We start from the raw sequence: 16,434 nt of genomic DNA, 5'->3' as shown, positions 1-16,434 counted from the left end.
GCTGTTCTGTTAACAAATAAAATACAAAATAAAATAAAAACCATATATAACAGACTGTTGAAAAAGTGGCCTAATGATTGAATTAACTCATTCAACAACAAAACAACAACCATTTTTTTTCACACTTTTGGAGGTCGAGATGAAACTCGTCAGCGCTATCATCAAGCCATTTAAATTGGATGATGTCCGTGAAGCTATTGCAGGCATGGGCATTGAGGGTATGACTGTAACTGAGGTAAAAGGCTTTGGACGTCAAAAGGGTCACACAGAACTTTATCGTGGGGCAGAGTATCAAGTAGACTTTTTACCAAAAGTAAAATTAGAAATTGCCACCAAGGATGAAAACTTGGACATGCTTATTGAAGCGATTACCAGTGCCGCTCATACCGGCAAAATTGGTGATGGTAAAATATTTGTAACTGATTTAGAACAAGCGATCCGTATCCGTACGGGTGAACTTGATAACGAAGCATTATAAGGGGGCGGTGATGGAAGAATTAACTCAATTAGGGCTGACGGTAACTGAATTACGTTTTGCACTAGATACATTTTATTTTCTTATTTCAGGCGCATTTGTGATGTGGATGGCAGCGGGTTTTGCCATGTTAGAAGCTGGCTTAGTTCGCTCAAAAAACACCACTGAAATTTTAACTAAAAACGTGTGCTTATACTCCATTGCGTGTGTCATGTTTCTATTAGTTGGCTATAACATTATGTATGTAAATAATGTTGAAGGTGGCTTTATTCCTTCTTTTGGCTCACTAATAGGCACGCAAGCTGAAGGTGCGGATCATGCTCTTGAATCTGACTTTTTCTTCCAAGTGGTGTTTGTTGCCACAGCAATGTCAATTGTGTCTGGTGCGGTTGCTGAGCGGATGAAGCTGTGGTCATTCCTTACTTTTTCAGTGGTAATGACCGCGGTTATTTATCCTGTTGAAGGGTATTGGACATGGGGCGGTGGCTTTCTCTCTGAAGCTGGCTTTGTTGATTTTGCTGGTAGTGGCATTGTGCATATGGCGGGTGCTGCCGCAGCCATCTCTGGTGTGTTGCTGCTTGGCGCTCGTAAAGGTAAATACGGTGAAGATGGTCAAATTCATCCAATCCCTGGTTCAAACTTGCCTATGGCTACCTTAGGTATGTTTATTTTATGGATGGGTTGGTTTGGCTTTAACGGTGGCTCGCAACTGTTAGTTTCAGATGCAGAAAACGCCAGTGCAGTTGCTAAAATCTTTGTCAACACCAACTCCGCTGCTGCATTTGGTGCCATCTCAGCACTTATCGTGTGTAAAGTGGTATGGGGTAAAGCAGACTTGACCATGATTTTAAACGGTGCGTTAGCCGGGTTAGTGGCGATTACCGCTGACCCATTATCGCCGTCATTGTTAATGGCAGGTGTGATTGGCTTGGTTGCTGGTGCTGTTGTTATCTTCTCGGTTATCGCTTTTGACCGTGTTAAAATTGACGACCCTGTTGGTGCTATCTCGGTGCACGGTGTTGCTGGTTTCCTAGGATTAATGCTGGTGCCATTATCAAATGCAGACGCGAGTTTTGGTAGCCAGCTATACGGGGCCGCGATTATCTTCGCTTGGGTATTCTCAGCATCTCTTGTTGTTTGGTTTGTGATTAAAATGACCATGGGTATCCGCGTAACAGAAGAAGAAGAGTATAACGGGATGGATGCTTCTGACTGTGGTGTAGATGCTTACCCTGAGTTTGTTAGTGTTAAAACCGCTGGTTAAGTGATTAATACGCTTTATTCGTATTATAAAACATAACCCTGGAACAGAATCCTAACATTAGGATTCTGTTTTTTTATGCACCAGAATAAAGAGGTTATCAAGCTTTGTTGGGGAAGCTGAGACAATGTGCTAGCGTTATGAGATAGCCATTTTGGGATAACAAGAGTGATGACATTATTAATGAAGCCATGGATGATTTGTCTGTTAGCTGGAGTCGTGTTATTAAGTGCCAATAGCTACTCTGGCACCGTTGTGGTGCGTCCGTCATCACAAGCCTTTGATGCATTTGCGGTTCGCGATTTGGTGTCACAACAGCATCAATGGCAAGAATTGTTAAGGCAGCAAGAGCAAATTAACATTTTGCAATCCTTACCCCTGGGTTGTGTCGCCGTGACGTTACCCTTTGACCACTTTAGCTGTGGCCTGCAATCTTATCGTCCCTACCAATACCAAGATAAACCCGTTTATATACAAATTGATCCGCCTATGAGTGATGGCCCATCTCAATAGTTAATCCCACTGGGATTAATAAAGGGGGCAAAGAGGGTAGAGTTCGAATACTTCAGCTGTTTGATAAGCGTTTATTATCCCAATAGCGGTTGGTTAATAAGTCGTTACAACCTTGTGACGGTTCTTTTTGACCGAGAGGTCATCTGTTGACTATACTTTTAGATAGCTTATTTCTATCTAAGGGCTGAATTATGTTCACTTATCACTCAAAAGGAATAGAGGTTGATCCCCCGTATTATGGTGATGACTTATTACCTGCGTGGGTTAATATCTTGTTTTTGTTTTTATTTTTTAGTTTGAGTGCCTGCCAATCAGCCCCGTCGTCGGTCAACAAAATTGATATTGATAACTTGTTTCATGATGAACTGTTCACACCTGTTGACGTTGTGACTGTTGACGATATTTATCGATTGCCAGAAAATTTTGTGACACAACTCAGGCGACAATTTCAAGCCGATAATACTATCCGTAGCCAAGGTGTGATGGCCAATGAGTGGTTGGCTCAGTATATCGGTGCACAAAATGGTGGCTTTGAATATCGAGACCATTTTACCCGCACAGCCGCTGAAACGGTACTCAGCCGCCAAGGTAACTGCATGTCTTTAGTTGTATTGTCGGCTGCGTTAGCGGATGTATTAAATGTGCCGGTTGAATTTCATGATATTGATGTTGAACCTATTTGGGATAGGCGCGGTGGTTTCTATTTAGTTAACGGTCATGTGAATTTAAGTTTGTTACCTCCGGTTAATAGCAACATTGTGCTATTTAGCAGATCTGAAATGCTAGTGGACTTTTTGCCTGAACGCTCTGTTCGTGCTTACCATAAAAAAAGAGTCAATAAGCATCAATTAACGGCAATGTTCTATAACAATATCGCCGCCGAAGCGTTGGTGAAAGCCGATTACGATTTGGCTTATGCGTTAGTTAAAAAAAGCATTCAGCTAGACCCTCAATTTGTTGCTGCGATTAATACACTGGCGGTTATCTATCGACATAAGGGCTATGAGGATGAGGCTGAAAATGTCTACCGCTCGGCGTTACACGTTAACGATCAAGATCTGTCGACACTGTATAACTTAGCGTTAATTTTAGGTGAACAAGGTCGTTTAGAGGAATGGCGTGAAGTGCATAAAGTACTTGAGTTAGCGAGAATTAATAATCCATTTTATTATTTTGACATGGCCCAACAAGCGTATTTTGATAAGCAATATCAAGATGCACTCGTATGGTATAAGCGCGCTGTTGAGAAAGCGGATTATCGGCACGAGTTTTATTTTGGTTTGTCTAGGGCTTATTGGGCAACGGGTGAGGAGCGACTCGCTGAGAAAAATCTTAAACGTGCATTGGCACTCAGTGACACCAATAATAAACAACGCTACCAAATTAAGCTGCAAGCAATGAAGCAGAACTAATGCTTTTTAGGGGCTTAATGATGTGGCTGAACATTATTTTTGTTATGCGAGTTCGAGTATTTTTAGGTCGCGATATGACTGCTTGGGTGACGTAATGGCATTATTAACTCGATTAGTCATGATGGGTTGATGACAGACAATGTTGGTTGGGCAGGGTTGAACAATGCGATTTTGCTCGGGGGTAAGGGGGTCGAGCTTTAATTTTAGTTTATGGCGATAATATTCAAATATCTGTTTTTCTAATATAATTTCATGTACGTAACGATTAAATAACCTCACCACTTGGCTTTGTGATCAGTGATTTCACTAATATGAGGATTGGCATTGCTCAAATCGTTAAACATATCGACTAAGTATTGTTTTCAGTTTTGAAACCCTAAAAAAGACAAAGCATTAAGATCGTTAATTTATTCAATATGGAAGTTAATGCTTGATAAGCAGAACCCGCTATTTTTGATATTCAATCAAGTTTTGGGTATCAAATAGTCATTTAATATTATCGGCATAAACTAAATCTTCCGATGCCCTGAACCCATGTTCCACTGTCACTCAACGAGTTAAATTCGACTAATGGGTGTTAACCTTCGTTAGGCTCAATGGAAGCGGCCACTGAGGGGTTGATGTCCATGGTAACTTGCTGAATGTAATGGGTGTTTTTAGTTTTTCAATCAGTGATTACCTTCTGGATAACGAGCTGAATATTAAATGGTTCATCTTGTTTGTGTTGAGTTGAATGAGGTTAATAACCAAGGTAAAGCATATTAATATCATGAGTGTGTCTTTTCATAATACTGCTGATTGGCAGTGTGATTGGCAGTGTGATTGGTTACTAAAAATCTATAAATAGGCTTATTTAATACTCAGTTTACATCGGGGTACTGTGTCTCATTCGCTATTACTTCCTATTACCGTATTGCCCGTGACTTGCTATAGCATCTGTTATCGGTATCGATGAATAATACTTGATTGATTTGTCGATAGATACTGGTTAAATTGGAGATTCATGTTCATTTTTTTCGATGGTTTTTGATCATTTTTAATGAATCGTATCATCTGATTTACCTTTTAATGGATCAGATAAATAAAATGTTTTGCCGGAGCTGTAACCACTATGCATTACCAAACTGACGATATTCGTATTGATGAAATAAAACAATTGCTTCCTCCTATTGCGATTCTAGAGCGATTTCCGGCAACCGAAAATGCATCAGCAACCGTTTTCAATGCACGCAACAGCATTCATAACATTTTAGCCCGTAAAGATGATCGTCTGTTGGTGGTGATTGGTCCTTGTTCAATCCATGATCCTGTTGCGGCTTTAGAATATGGTCAACGCTTGGTTAAGTTACGTGAACAGTATATAGATCAGCTTGAAATCGTGATGCGGGTGTATTTTGAAAAGCCGAGAACAACCGTGGGCTGGAAAGGCTTAATTAATGATCCGTATATGGATAATAGTTTTCAACTAAATGATGGCTTACGCACTGCGCGCAAATTATTAGTCGATTTAAATGACTCTGGAATACCAACCGCAGGTGAGTTTTTAGATATGATCACGCCTCAGTATGTGGCCGATATGATGTGTTGGGGCGCTATTGGGGCTCGCACCACTGAGTCGCAAGTACACCGAGAGCTATCATCGGGGCTGTCTTGTCCTGTTGGATTTAAAAATGGCACCGACGGCACCATTAAAGTGGCTATTGATGCGATAGGTGCAGCCAATGCTCCTCACCACTTTTTGTCGGTGACTAAGTTTGGTCATTCAGCGATTGTATCGACCAAAGGCAACCCCGATTGTCATATTATTCTTCGTGGTGGACGCGCCCCAAACTATAGTGCTGAGCATGTTTCAGAGATTGCTAATCAGCTGACTAAGTCAGGATTAGTTGATAATATTATGATTGATTTTAGCCATGCCAATAGCAGCAAAAATTATAAAAAACAGATGGTGGTAGCAAAGGATGTTGCCGGTCAAATATCTCAAGGTAATCAGGCTATATTTGGGGTTATGGTTGAAAGTCATTTAGTCGAAGGAAGCCAAGATTTAATTGAAGGCAGTGCATTGTGTTATGGACAAAGTGTTACAGATGCTTGTATCGGTTGGGATGACACCGAGTCGCTTTTAGCGACCCTAAATCAAAGTGTACTAGACCGTCGTCAAGCATAGTCTTTGGCAAAATCACTCAAAAAATAAGGCGCAATGAGCGCCTTATTTTTTTGTATATTCAACGAGATATTCATTAGCCTTTGCTAGATTACCAAAGGCCGAGATAAGATTATTACGGCCTTTGTCTTGCAGTTCAGGGTTATCAGATTCAATCATCATCCATACCCATGTTTGTATTAGTTGTAATGGAGGGTACTGAATTTTTGTGTTATCCAACATAAAGCATCCTTTAAGTTAGTAAATCTTTGTCTGTTAATCATCAAACAGGCCTTTATTTGTACTCGAAGAGTAGCAAATTATGCTCACAGAAATAACTCTATTTAGCTTAAAAAAGCACAAAAAAACACAAATAAACCCAAAAATTATATCTTTGACTAATAAAAATCTATTTTTAGTAAGCCTTAAGTATTACTAAACTTGACGTTAAAAAGGTTAACATCAATAAAATTTGATAATATCCATTCCATTATAATGTGACGTAAGTCTGATAAGGAAATGGCATATAATAAGACAATCAATGTTTACCATTCGTAACACTGCCAATAACAGCGGTAATTAACTGGAGTAAAGATGAGACCTTCTGCGTATTTTGAAGGCCCGGTAGGGACGTTAAATTGGCAAGTTCTACGATTGTTATGGCCATATTTATTAGAATTTAAAGGGCGAGTATTGCTGGCGATGATTTGCCTCATCGTTGCTAAAATAGCGAGTGTTGGATTGCCATTTATCCTTAAAGACTTAGTCGATACGCTCGATAAACAATCAGCGACGCAGCTAATCGCCGTCCCTGTTGGTTTGGTGTTAGCCTACGGTGCGGTTCGCTTGCTCAATGTCATTATTGGTGAGGTACGCGATACCTTATTTGGTCGGGTTACCGAACGTGCTATTCGTCGCCTTGGACGGTCGGTTTTTGAACATTTACATCGACTCGATCTTGATTTTCACTTAGATCGCCGTACCGGCGGCCTGTCGCGTGACATTGAACGTGGCACCAGTGGTGTCAGTTTTTTAATGCGCTTTATGGTGTTTAATATCGTTCCAACACTGCTTGAAATTGTCTTAGTTATTGGTATTTTCTTTTATAACTATGGCGCGAGTTTTGCGCTGATCACCTTCTTCTCTGTTGTGACCTACATTGGTTATTCCGTCGTGGCGACAGAATGGCGTACAGGTTATGTGCGCGATGCCGCTAGAGCCGACTCGCTGGCAAATACTCGTTCAGTGGATAGCTTATTAAATTATGAAACCGTAAAATATTTTAATAACGAAGAATTTGAGTCGCAACGATATGACTCTGCGCTTGAGCAATGGGAAGTGGCAAAGCGCAAAAACCGTTTATCGTTATTTGCGCTTAATGGTGGCCAAGCGTTAATTATTGCCGTTGCTATGACTGCCATGATGGGGTTGGCGGCCTACGAAGTGAGCCAAGATTCCATGACTATTGGCGATTTTGTATTAATTAATGCGTTTATGATGCAGTTATTTATTCCGTTAAATTTTTTAGGGTTTGTTTATCGTGAGATCCGCGGTGCATTAGCCAATATTGAACGCATGTTTGATATTTTAGCCAAACAACCACAAGTATTAGATCAGGTTGATGCGATAGAAATTAGCCCAACCATTGGAGCGATAAAGTTCACTGATGTGAGCTTTCATTACGATCAACGAGCCATTTTAAAAAGTGTCAGTTTTGAGGTGCCAGCAGGGAAAAAAATTGCCGTAGTGGGCGACAGTGGCGCAGGTAAATCCACTATCATTAAATTGTTATTTCGCTTTTATGATGTTGCCAGTGGTTCGATCACTATAGATGGTATTGATGTGCGTCAGTTTAGCCAGCAAGCTTTACGCAGAGCAATCGCAGTAGTACCGCAAGATACGGTATTATTTAACGATTCTATTTATGAGAATATTCGCTATGGCCGTGCAGATGCTTCCCGTGATGAGATTATCGCGGCGATTAAATTGGCTCATTTGAGCGACTTTATTGAATCATTGCCAGATAAAGGCAATACCAAGGTCGGTGAGCGTGGATTAAAGCTTTCCGGCGGCGAAAAACAACGTGTTGCTATTGCTCGTGCTGTGTTGAAAGGTGCGCCTATTTTAGTGTTTGATGAAGCCACGTCTTCATTAGACTCACGCTCAGAGCAAGCTATTTTAAGTGCCTTGCGAGATGCTGCAAAAGGTCACACAAGTTTAGTCGTAGCCCATCGTTTATCGACCATTATTGATGCAGACCAAATAGTCGTATTGAGTAAAGGTAATATTGTTGAGCATGGCACTCATACTAGTTTATTAGCTCAACAGGGGCTTTATGCTCGGCTTTGGCATATTCAAAATGAACAAGAAAATCTGGCGAAGGGCTAAGTGTCGATAAACATGTTTCTGCGTTATATAAACTAAAAGCGAAGCTAAAGGCCTAGAAGCTAGCGGGGCGAGATCCTATACAAGCTAAAAGCGAGAGGATTAGATGCCAGTACGCTGTGCGGCTAAATTCTAGAACCTAGCAGATCGAAGGTCGCTCTAGCAGCCCTATTCCTTGAACCTTGAGCGCGGTCACTTCTTGATATGCTGGCTCCTCCATTTCAAGGTCGTTTAGGTATATATGATGATGTGGCGTAAAAACGGGCGTTTGGGTTTATCATTCTCTTACCATGAGTAAGAATTATCACCAGCGAAGTCGTTAAGTGGGGGCATAATTAAAAACCTCTTTATAGCGTAAGCACTCTATAATGGAACATTTTAACAGCGCTGAATGGTGTTAAAACCCTATTGTTAGATTTATGGCTAATGAATTTTTTGACGATAGTGATTAACGCAGTTAATCTATAGCCTTACTCGTGAGTTATTTATCTCAGATAACATTGTTTTTCAATCAACTGGATTTTATTAAAGGTGCAGATTCGTGTATGGAGATGACTTGTGCATAATATTGCGTTAATTGCGGCGCTAGAAGGCACCCGGCATCAAGTGACAACAGATTGGTTTGCTATTATGGCAATGCTAAAAACGCGTAACATGTCTGATGATGCAATTAAAATAGTGTACAACGATTTGTGTGCTGGTTTAAGGGTGACGACTCGTGGCGTGACGTTAGCTAAGGCGATGGATAGTGATCTCGATAAGAGTATTGTATAACCTAGCCAATTAAACAAAATGATGACACGCAGGACACACTTTTGTTGTTTGACTCGCTCTAATCAACTCATGCTGTTATATCGATTTGCACTGACTTATGATGCTAATGAATTGATATCAGTGTATCTTTTGGGATGCCATTATGGCTTTAATCGCTAACATTAGGATTTTTGGTCGATAAAGCACTTGGAAGAAGATCGGGATATAGTCAGTTATGTCTAAAATGACAAATTCGACTGTTGATTAAAAATGATTACTTTTTCTGCCAACTAATACACACCATTTTTATCAGTGCCGCTGGAGAAGGGTCTAGTGTTAAACGTTTAATTTTGCCTTGTTCAAAGCATACTAATTCTCCTTCGATTTCTGTCATTCGATTACAGTTTTTACAGCTTAAACTTAAGCTTTTTGCATTTAGATCTACTGCATTCGTTTTTATATTCAATACGAAACCCTCTGGACTGACGCCTCTTCAAATCACATTAAGACTGCTTATTGTGACTAATATCAAACATATTGTACACCTTTTCTCATTTTCGGCAAAGTAATCCGCGCACTAGAGCCCTGTAATTTACTGGGGTTCATGACCTACACTATTGCATATGTCGGTAATGTTTATCGAGAGTGACTGCGACCCCAGACGATTGCACAATACGAGCATGGTGGCGGGTTAAATATCTTGGATCTGTTACGCCGCATGAATGTGCGATCATGATTAAATCATAGTGTAAAAAATGATTATAGTTTGCGACACGTACCGATTTATCTTTAGGATCTAAGCCTTTTTGTAGTCGTGTATTATGAGTTGTAATGCCAGTGGGGCAAGTGTCTTTGTTACATTGCAGCGATTGAATACAGCCTAAGGCAAACATATTTCCACGGGCGGAAGCAATAAAATCGGCACCAGTGGCTAATGCCCATGCCACATATGAGGGTATGATCATTTTCCCCGTAGCAATAATTTTAATGCGTTGCTTAAAGCCGCGTTCATTCAGTAAATCAACCAGTAACGGTAAACTCTGTCGTAGTGGTAAGCCCACATTATCCATCAGAGCTTGTGGCGCTGCGCCTGTACCGCCATCGGAACTGTCTAAGGTAAAAAAGTCTGGTGCATGCTCAATACCACGGCGCTCAATTTCATCCAGGAATTCGGTTACCCAAGACATATCGCCTAACACAGCCTTAATTCCTGTTGGTTTGCCGGTAATACCTCTTACCTGATTTATCATATCGACAATGTCAGCTACGTTGTTTAATTCAATGTGTCCATTGGGGCTAATTGAGTCTTGTCCCGCTGGGATCCCGCGAATAATGGCAATTTCTTCAGTCACTTTTATGGCGGGTAAAATACCACCTTTACCGGGCTTAGCACCTTGGCTTAACTTAATTTCAAACATTTTGACTTCAGGATGCGCTGCAATTTCGGTGAGTTTTTGTGCGTCTAAATGGCCTTGAGCATTACGGACACCGTATTTAGCTGTGCCTATTTGAAATACTAAATCACAATGACCTTTTAGATGGTAAGGGCTTAATCCTCCCTCGCCAGTATTGAGCCAACAACCTGCTTTTGCTGCGCCATGGGATAGTGCTGTAATCGCTGGGCGAGACAATGCCCCAAAGCTCATTGCTGATATATGGCAAATCTTCTCGGTTATGTAAGGGTGATTACAATCGGGCCCAATGGTGACAGCGATGGTTTTATGGGTGTCATGATCATTGATGGGGAATGCTGAGTTCATGAACATTACTGCCCCCGGTTTATCTAAGACCTGAGTTGAACCAAACGCAATGGTGCGGTCAACATTTTTAGCGGCGCGATATACCCAACTGCGTTCGGCGCGATTAAATGGTAGCTCTTCGCGATCTTGGGCAAAAAAGTATTGTCTAAAAAACTCGCCTTGTTTTTCTAGAATATACCTAAAACGGCCGATAACAGGGTAGTTATGCCGAATGGCTTGTTTAGTTTGCAGTTTATCAGCAATAAACATGTAAATTACCGCGATGAGTAATAACCAAAATAACACTAATAAAAGACCAGAGAAAATATCTATTCCCCATATAAACCAATGTTGTTGCGGCATATTATTGTCCTTAATTAAAATTCAGTGTGAGAGACTCAGTATGGGTGATAATGATAAAATTAATCTTATTAACTAGCCATATTAGCAATAACCAATACGAGGTAACTATATCGTTACACTTTTGACCTCGTTATCAAACGGTTTTCTTTTGCAGTAGTAAGGCATTAATTGATGCGATTGTGATGCGTTGAAGCTTACTTTTTCAATTTAGCGGTTATTGCTAATGTACACATTAACGCTGTTATTTGGGCTATCCTTTACATTATCGTTATGCAATATAGGCCTTTAGTTCGCCATTAATATCGTAAGGGGGTGAATGAGATGAATCGTTATATTTATCTATTATGACTTCAGAGATTCATTTTTTGGTCGATATTTAGGCTATCTATTATGCTAAATGAGAAATTATTATGGATGTTAACAATGCGGCTTCAACTAATGCGACCCCTGCACTAGAAAGTAAAAGCACTTCAACCCGTGCCGCCACTTCGTCAACTCAAGCCGCTTCCAATAACGCTAGCTCAGCGGTCAACTTATCCACCAAAATATCAGCGAGCCAACTCAGTCGTCAAATAATGAATAACAACATTCTGGCAGCACAAGAGGAAGTGAGCATTGCTGCCGGTGACAAGTCCATGGCATTACTTTATCGCGCCGCGATTGAAGCCATTAACGAAGAGCTTGCACCAATGCGAGGAGAAAACTCAGTCCAAAAGAGCCTTGCGAGTGGGGTGGATTACTCGCCAGAAGCAACTGCTGATCGTATTGTTAGCTTTGCAACAGCGTTTTTCTCTGTGCATCAACAACAAAACCAATCTATGGTGCTCGATGAACAAGTTGACAGCTTTATGCTCAAAATTGGAGATGCAATCGATCACGGCTTTAAAGAGGCAAGTGATATTTTGTCTGGTTTAAAAGTACTAGAGGGCGATATTGCTGCTGGTGTTGATAAAACATATGAGCTGATACAGCAAGGGTTAGCGCAATTTAGACAGGATAAGTCGACTAAAGATGGATCACAAAGCGTGACTCAAGCTACTTAGTCTCTTATGATTAAGATAGGCTTTCAGCGATAAGGATAGTGACTATGTGGACAACGGGTAAGGTAATTGAGCGCATTGATTGGAATGATAAATTATTCTCATTGCGCATCAAAGCCGATGTCGAACCTTTTATCGCAGGTCAGTTTATTAAGCTCAGCCAAATGCGTGATGAAAAGCGTGTCGCGCGGGCGTATTCACTGGTAAATTCTCCAGGTACGGATTATGTCGAAGTGCTGGCGGTGTCGGTAGAGGATGGGCAATTATCTCCAGATCTAAAAGCATTAAACCCAGGAGACACCATTGAAGTGACGCCCAAAGCGACTGGATTTATGACCTTAGATGAAGTGCCTAACGGCGTATTGCAAGGCAAACATTTGTGGTTCTTTGCTACCGGTACCGCTGTGGGTCCTTTTATCTCTATGCTGGCAACGGCAGAACCTTGGCAACGCTTTGAAAAAGTCGTATTAGTTTATGGTGTCAGGTTCGCTGAAGATTTAGCTTATTTAGCAACCATTAACCAGTTTATTGAACAACATCCACAGCAGTTTGTGTTTATTCCGATTGTGACCCGTGAAGACTATCCTGAAGGGTTATCGTGTCGCATTCCTGATGGCATTAGCAGCGGATTAATTGAACAAAAAGCGGGGTTAGGGATTAATGCAGAACATTCTCAAGTGATGATCTGTGGTAACCCAGGGATGATAAGTGACGCTCAAATAGCCCTAGTAGATAAAGGATTAGCCAAAAATCTTCGACGTGCTCCTGGGCAAATAACGGTCGAAAAATATTGGTAATAGTATCGTAAATGAGAATGCAGTGGTGGCCCTGCTCGCCATATTCACAGACAGTATGATAATAATTGTAATGAATGATCAACCTCTTACCTGACCCAATATGAGTACAATATCGATTACAAATCAGCTAAATGTGAGTACACTTCGGGTAATGTATATTGAATTAAGATAAGCTATTAATTAGCGGAATTGATAAAAGAAGCTATTGGTTATCTAATGACTACTTAATTACATCAAAGCGTTAAGTTATAACCATTTAGGCCGACATAAAGTATTAAGGTAGATGAGTTAATATGGGTAACCAAGTTATGCCTCGTGAACAGTTAGGGATTTGCGCAGAAGGGAATTTACACAGTGTGTACTTGATGTTTAATGCCAATGACGGTGTTGAAGATCAACTACGTCCGTCCATTGCTAATGTGGCGCAATACATTTACGAACTCACGGATCAGTATGCAGACAGTGCTTTTAATGGCTTTGTGGGTATTGGGGCCAATTTTTGGGATACTTTTTATCCAGAAGCTCGTCCAGCATTGTTGAAACCTTTTCCTGCAATGAATGACGGTAATCGTGATGCTCCCGCGATGGAATATGATCTGTTTGTTCATATCCGTTGCGATCGTTATGATATTTTGCATCTTGTTGCTAATGAAATTAATCAAATGTTTGAGGATTTGGTTGAGTTAGTCGATGAAGAGCGCGGTTTTCGATTTATGGACAGTCGTGATTTAACCGGCTTTGTTGATGGTACTGAAAACCCTAAAGGGCGCCATCGTCAACAAGTTGCGCTCGTCGGTGATGAAGATCAAGACTTTGTATCTGGTAGTTATCTACATGTGCAAAAATACATGCATAACTTAAGTAAATGGCATCGTTTACCACTTAAAAAACAAGAAGATATTTTTGGTCGAACCAAAGTTGATGATATTGAGTACGAGTCAGAAGATAAGCCATTAACCAGCCATACGAAACGAGTCAATTTAAAGGACCCACAGGGTAACGCATTAGAGATTTTACGCCAAAGCATGCCATATGGTTCGATTAGAGAACAAGGGCTAATGTTTCTTTCTGTATGCCGTACACCTGATAACTTCGAAAAAATGCTCCGCAGTATGGTGCACGGTGATGGTCATGGAAATCATGATCATCTAATGTCGTTTACTAAAGCGTTGACTGGGTCGTCATTTTTTGTACCATCACTGGATTTTTTAACTCAATTTGATGATGTGTAAACGCCGATCCTAGGCAATAAAAAAGCAATGCCATGGCATTGCTTTTTTATTGGAACGGTTTTTTTATTCACTATAGTTGAATAAGGATCTAACCGTTTCGAGAGTATCATCAATAGTTTTTATGCTTGCTGGGCAAATAAAAATAGTATCATCGCCGGCAATGGTACCTAATATGCCTTCTGGTTTGCCTATTGAATCGAGCAAACGTGCAATTAATTGCGCTGCACCTGGGCTGGTTCTTACCACAATCATGGCTTGGTTATGGTCAACATCCAGTACTAAATTCTTAACTGGACTACCCGCAGTCGGAACGCCTAGCTCGGCAGGGAGGCAATACACCATCTCTTGCTTAGCATTTCGAGTTCGCACAGCACCAAACTTGCTGAGCATGCGAGAGACCTTAGATTGATTAATATTACCGAATCCTTCGGCTTGAAGCGCAATAACAATCTCGCTTTGGCTTCCAAAACGTTCTTCTTTCAGAATCGCCTTAAAAGTTCGAACGAGCTCATCCTGATTTCTTGTCGCTGGCATAGTGATAATTCATCTTATAGTTGTTATTCAAAAAACTAGCATATTTTGAATATATTGGCTTGTTAAGTCAAGAAAGAATCAGATTTATTGAATAAAAATTCATTTTACAGTGGAACTTTAAGCTGACACTTGGGTGAGTAATAAGTCTACCGACTTAAGTGAATAATTCACAGTATTGAGGTTATAAACTATAAATTAATAGGGTGCAGTATTTAAAGAGGCTTTATCGGACGACTCGTTATATAACGATTCTTTGTATAACGATCGTGGCGATGATTGTTTTGTTAGTACCAATAGCGTATCACCCTTTTCAGACAGCAGATTGAGTTTGCCTTTTGAGAAATCAATCTGTTGTACCTGTGCAATAGCGTGCATCAAATCCGCTTCTTGGGCCATTAAACTATCTACACAAGCTTTCATAGTTGAACCCGACGGTGCCATTTGGAGTCGATTTCCTTGTTGATCGTAATGACCAAAAAATTGATTACAGCTGTTATTGCCGCTTAACTCACCATTTTGGGCAAAAACTAATTTTGCTGGGCTATTATTAATGGTAGGAGTATCAAGGACGACTTCTACATGCCAAGTACCAATTAATTGTTCATTTGAGACAATTTGAGTGTGGTTTTGACAAGCACTAAGGCCTAAAAATATAACGGTGGCGCCAAGAATATGCTTTATCATGCGAAGAGAGTTCCAAATACGAAAAAATTGCCGTTATTCTACTACTTGAAGGTGAGTAAGAGCGTAAATAATTGTAATTTTTCGGATTAATGAACATTATTTAACGTATTAAAGAGTCTAAAATGATCAAATTACTCAAAGTGTTGCATATCGTTGGTTTAATCATGTTGCTGGTGGGCGTAGGATTATATTGGCAAAGTGATATAGGCCAGCAAGTCAGTGGTATATTAGTCATTGCCTTACTTATTGGTGTGGGGACATTAATTATGTCTCCGCTGCCTGTTGCGCTAGTGATAGAATGGTCTAAGAAACAATCTCCCAATTTAGGGTCAAAGGAATAATCATTGTCATTTATTATCCGTAAGGCGTTATTAACCGATGTTGCTGCTATTGTGCAGTTAGAACGTGCTCATGTAGATGATGAGTTGCTAGGTTCAAATAACCAACTTCATGCTCATTCACTCAGCAAAGGCGAGGTGATACAGCTTATCAATCAGCATTGGTTTATCGTGGCAGAAGAGCAAGAGCAAATCATTGGTTATGTGATGGCAGCCAAATGGTCCTTTCTTTCCGCGCAACCATTGTATCGCCATATTATTCAAAAAATTAAGTTTACCGATTTAGAGGGACAAACTTTATCGACCACTAATTCATGCCAATATGGGCCGGTTTGGATCCAAGAATCAAAACGTGGCAAAGGAGTATTTTCGGCGTTAGTCACTGAATTAAAAAAACAAGTAAGCAATACCTTTCCATTTATGATTACGTATGTCGCCGCAGACAATGCGCGTTCATTAGCCGCACATCAACAAAAAGCGGCGATGACAGAGATTGATCAATTTAGTTTTGAACAACGTGATTATTGTTTACTGGCCACTGCCACTGCCACTGCCACGGTAAATGGTATCTGATCAATTGTGTCGTTAAGGTGGTTATTTAACGTCAAGGCGGTATAAGGGATATATCGATAAAAACCGATTTATTTCAAGTCTGCAATATCAAACTGGCCATTGGCTTTGCTAACAAGGTCGGATAGGCGACACCTGTTACCAAGTGCCGCCCTCCTAAGAACCGTACGTGCAACTTTCACTGCATACGGCTCA

Annotated in this window: 17 protein-coding genes; 12 read left to right on the top strand and 5 right to left on the bottom strand. The window is 40.6% G+C overall.

The window, feature by feature from the left end; all coding sequences use genetic code 11:
- The first annotated feature begins 139 nt into the window (after positions 1 to 139).
- From glnK to aroG, 5 genes are all read left to right on the top strand, one after another.
- Complete coding sequence (gene glnK / locus AAEZ00_RS08325; RefSeq protein ID WP_011636110.1) at positions 140 to 478, top strand: P-II family nitrogen regulator; 339 nt, start codon at positions 140 to 142, stop codon at positions 476 to 478.
- Positions 479 to 488: 10 nt separating this feature from the next.
- Positions 489 to 1,739, top strand: a complete 1,251-nt coding sequence (locus AAEZ00_RS08320) for an ammonium transporter AmtB (RefSeq protein WP_124693468.1) — start codon at positions 489 to 491, stop codon at positions 1,737 to 1,739.
- 168 nt (positions 1,740 to 1,907) lie between these two features.
- A complete protein-coding gene (locus tag AAEZ00_RS08315; protein WP_233768651.1) occupies positions 1,908 to 2,249 on the top strand; it encodes a hypothetical protein in 342 nt (113 codons plus the stop codon).
- Between the two features lie 191 nt (positions 2,250 to 2,440).
- The gene (locus AAEZ00_RS08310; protein WP_124012414.1) at positions 2,441 to 3,661 is read left to right on the top strand and encodes a tetratricopeptide repeat protein; all 1,221 of its coding nucleotides are present in this window, start codon (positions 2,441 to 2,443) and stop codon (positions 3,659 to 3,661) included.
- Positions 3,662 to 4,772: 1,111 nt separating this feature from the next.
- Complete coding sequence (gene aroG, locus AAEZ00_RS08305; protein WP_351076377.1) at positions 4,773 to 5,828, top strand: 3-deoxy-7-phosphoheptulonate synthase AroG; 1,056 nt, start codon at positions 4,773 to 4,775, stop codon at positions 5,826 to 5,828.
- 42 nt (positions 5,829 to 5,870) lie between these two features.
- Here aroG and AAEZ00_RS08300 read toward each other — a convergent pair whose 3' ends face one another.
- Positions 5,871 to 6,047, bottom strand: a complete 177-nt coding sequence (locus AAEZ00_RS08300; protein WP_101034235.1) for a hypothetical protein — start codon at positions 6,045 to 6,047, stop codon at positions 5,871 to 5,873.
- Between the two features lie 351 nt (positions 6,048 to 6,398).
- On the opposite strand from AAEZ00_RS08300, the gene AAEZ00_RS08295 reads away from it, so the two are divergent.
- Together AAEZ00_RS08295 and AAEZ00_RS08290 are read left to right on the top strand one after the other, a co-directional pair.
- The gene (locus tag AAEZ00_RS08295) at positions 6,399 to 8,192 is read left to right on the top strand and encodes an ABCB family ABC transporter ATP-binding protein/permease (protein ID WP_101034236.1); all 1,794 of its coding nucleotides are present in this window, start codon (positions 6,399 to 6,401) and stop codon (positions 8,190 to 8,192) included.
- A 555-nt stretch (positions 8,193 to 8,747) separates the two neighbouring features.
- Complete coding sequence (locus AAEZ00_RS08290) at positions 8,748 to 8,963, top strand: hypothetical protein (RefSeq protein ID WP_101034237.1); 216 nt, start codon at positions 8,748 to 8,750, stop codon at positions 8,961 to 8,963.
- Between the two features lie 253 nt (positions 8,964 to 9,216).
- On the opposite strand, the gene AAEZ00_RS08285 is transcribed toward AAEZ00_RS08290, so the two are convergent.
- Positions 9,217 to 9,408, bottom strand: coding sequence for a hypothetical protein (locus AAEZ00_RS08285; RefSeq protein ID WP_101034238.1), 192 nt, complete (start codon positions 9,406 to 9,408; stop codon positions 9,217 to 9,219).
- A 148-nt stretch (positions 9,409 to 9,556) separates the two neighbouring features.
- Positions 9,557 to 11,044: an FMN-binding glutamate synthase family protein gene (locus AAEZ00_RS08280; protein ID WP_351088555.1), complete on the bottom strand. Its 1,488-nt coding sequence runs from the start codon at positions 11,042 to 11,044 to the stop codon at positions 9,557 to 9,559.
- 410 nt (positions 11,045 to 11,454) lie between these two features.
- Here AAEZ00_RS08280 and AAEZ00_RS08275 point away from each other — a divergent pair, with 410 nt between their 5' ends.
- From AAEZ00_RS08275 to AAEZ00_RS08265, 3 genes are all read left to right on the top strand, one after another.
- Positions 11,455 to 12,087: a DUF5610 domain-containing protein gene (locus tag AAEZ00_RS08275; RefSeq protein ID WP_101034240.1), complete on the top strand. Its 633-nt coding sequence runs from the start codon at positions 11,455 to 11,457 to the stop codon at positions 12,085 to 12,087.
- 44 nt (positions 12,088 to 12,131) lie between these two features.
- Positions 12,132 to 12,881 carry a ferredoxin--NADP reductase gene (locus AAEZ00_RS08270; RefSeq protein WP_101034241.1) on the top strand — a complete coding sequence of 250 codons (750 nt, stop codon included), beginning with the start codon at positions 12,132 to 12,134 and terminating at the stop codon, positions 12,879 to 12,881.
- 293 nt (positions 12,882 to 13,174) lie between these two features.
- Positions 13,175 to 14,113: a Dyp-type peroxidase gene (locus AAEZ00_RS08265; protein WP_101034245.1), complete on the top strand. Its 939-nt coding sequence runs from the start codon at positions 13,175 to 13,177 to the stop codon at positions 14,111 to 14,113.
- 63 nt (positions 14,114 to 14,176) lie between these two features.
- Here AAEZ00_RS08265 and argR read toward each other — a convergent pair whose 3' ends face one another.
- Positions 14,177 to 14,647: a transcriptional regulator ArgR gene (argR, locus tag AAEZ00_RS08260; RefSeq protein ID WP_101034246.1), complete on the bottom strand. Its 471-nt coding sequence runs from the start codon at positions 14,645 to 14,647 to the stop codon at positions 14,177 to 14,179.
- 195 nt (positions 14,648 to 14,842) lie between these two features.
- On the bottom strand, positions 14,843 to 15,331 hold the full coding sequence (locus AAEZ00_RS08255; protein ID WP_335689048.1) for an META domain-containing protein: 489 nt from the start codon (positions 15,329 to 15,331) through the stop codon (positions 14,843 to 14,845).
- A gap of 122 nt (positions 15,332 to 15,453) precedes the next feature.
- On the opposite strand from AAEZ00_RS08255, the gene AAEZ00_RS08250 reads away from it, so the two are divergent.
- Entirely contained in the window at positions 15,454 to 15,672 is a 219-nt protein-coding gene (locus AAEZ00_RS08250) for a hypothetical protein (protein WP_124012409.1), read from the top strand.
- A 3-nt stretch (positions 15,673 to 15,675) separates the two neighbouring features.
- On the top strand, positions 15,676 to 16,242 hold the full coding sequence (locus tag AAEZ00_RS08245) for a GNAT family N-acetyltransferase (RefSeq protein ID WP_124012408.1): 567 nt from the start codon (positions 15,676 to 15,678) through the stop codon (positions 16,240 to 16,242).
- Positions 16,243 to 16,434: the final 192 nt, after the last annotated feature.

It is taken from the genome of Shewanella sp. S1-49-MNA-CIBAN-0167, from assembly GCF_040310145.1.
Taxonomy (GTDB): Bacteria; Pseudomonadota; Gammaproteobacteria; order Enterobacterales; family Shewanellaceae; genus Shewanella; species Shewanella psychromarinicola.
Note: the sequence above shows the minus strand (reverse complement) of the source record. Positions and strands in the feature narration are given on the sequence as shown.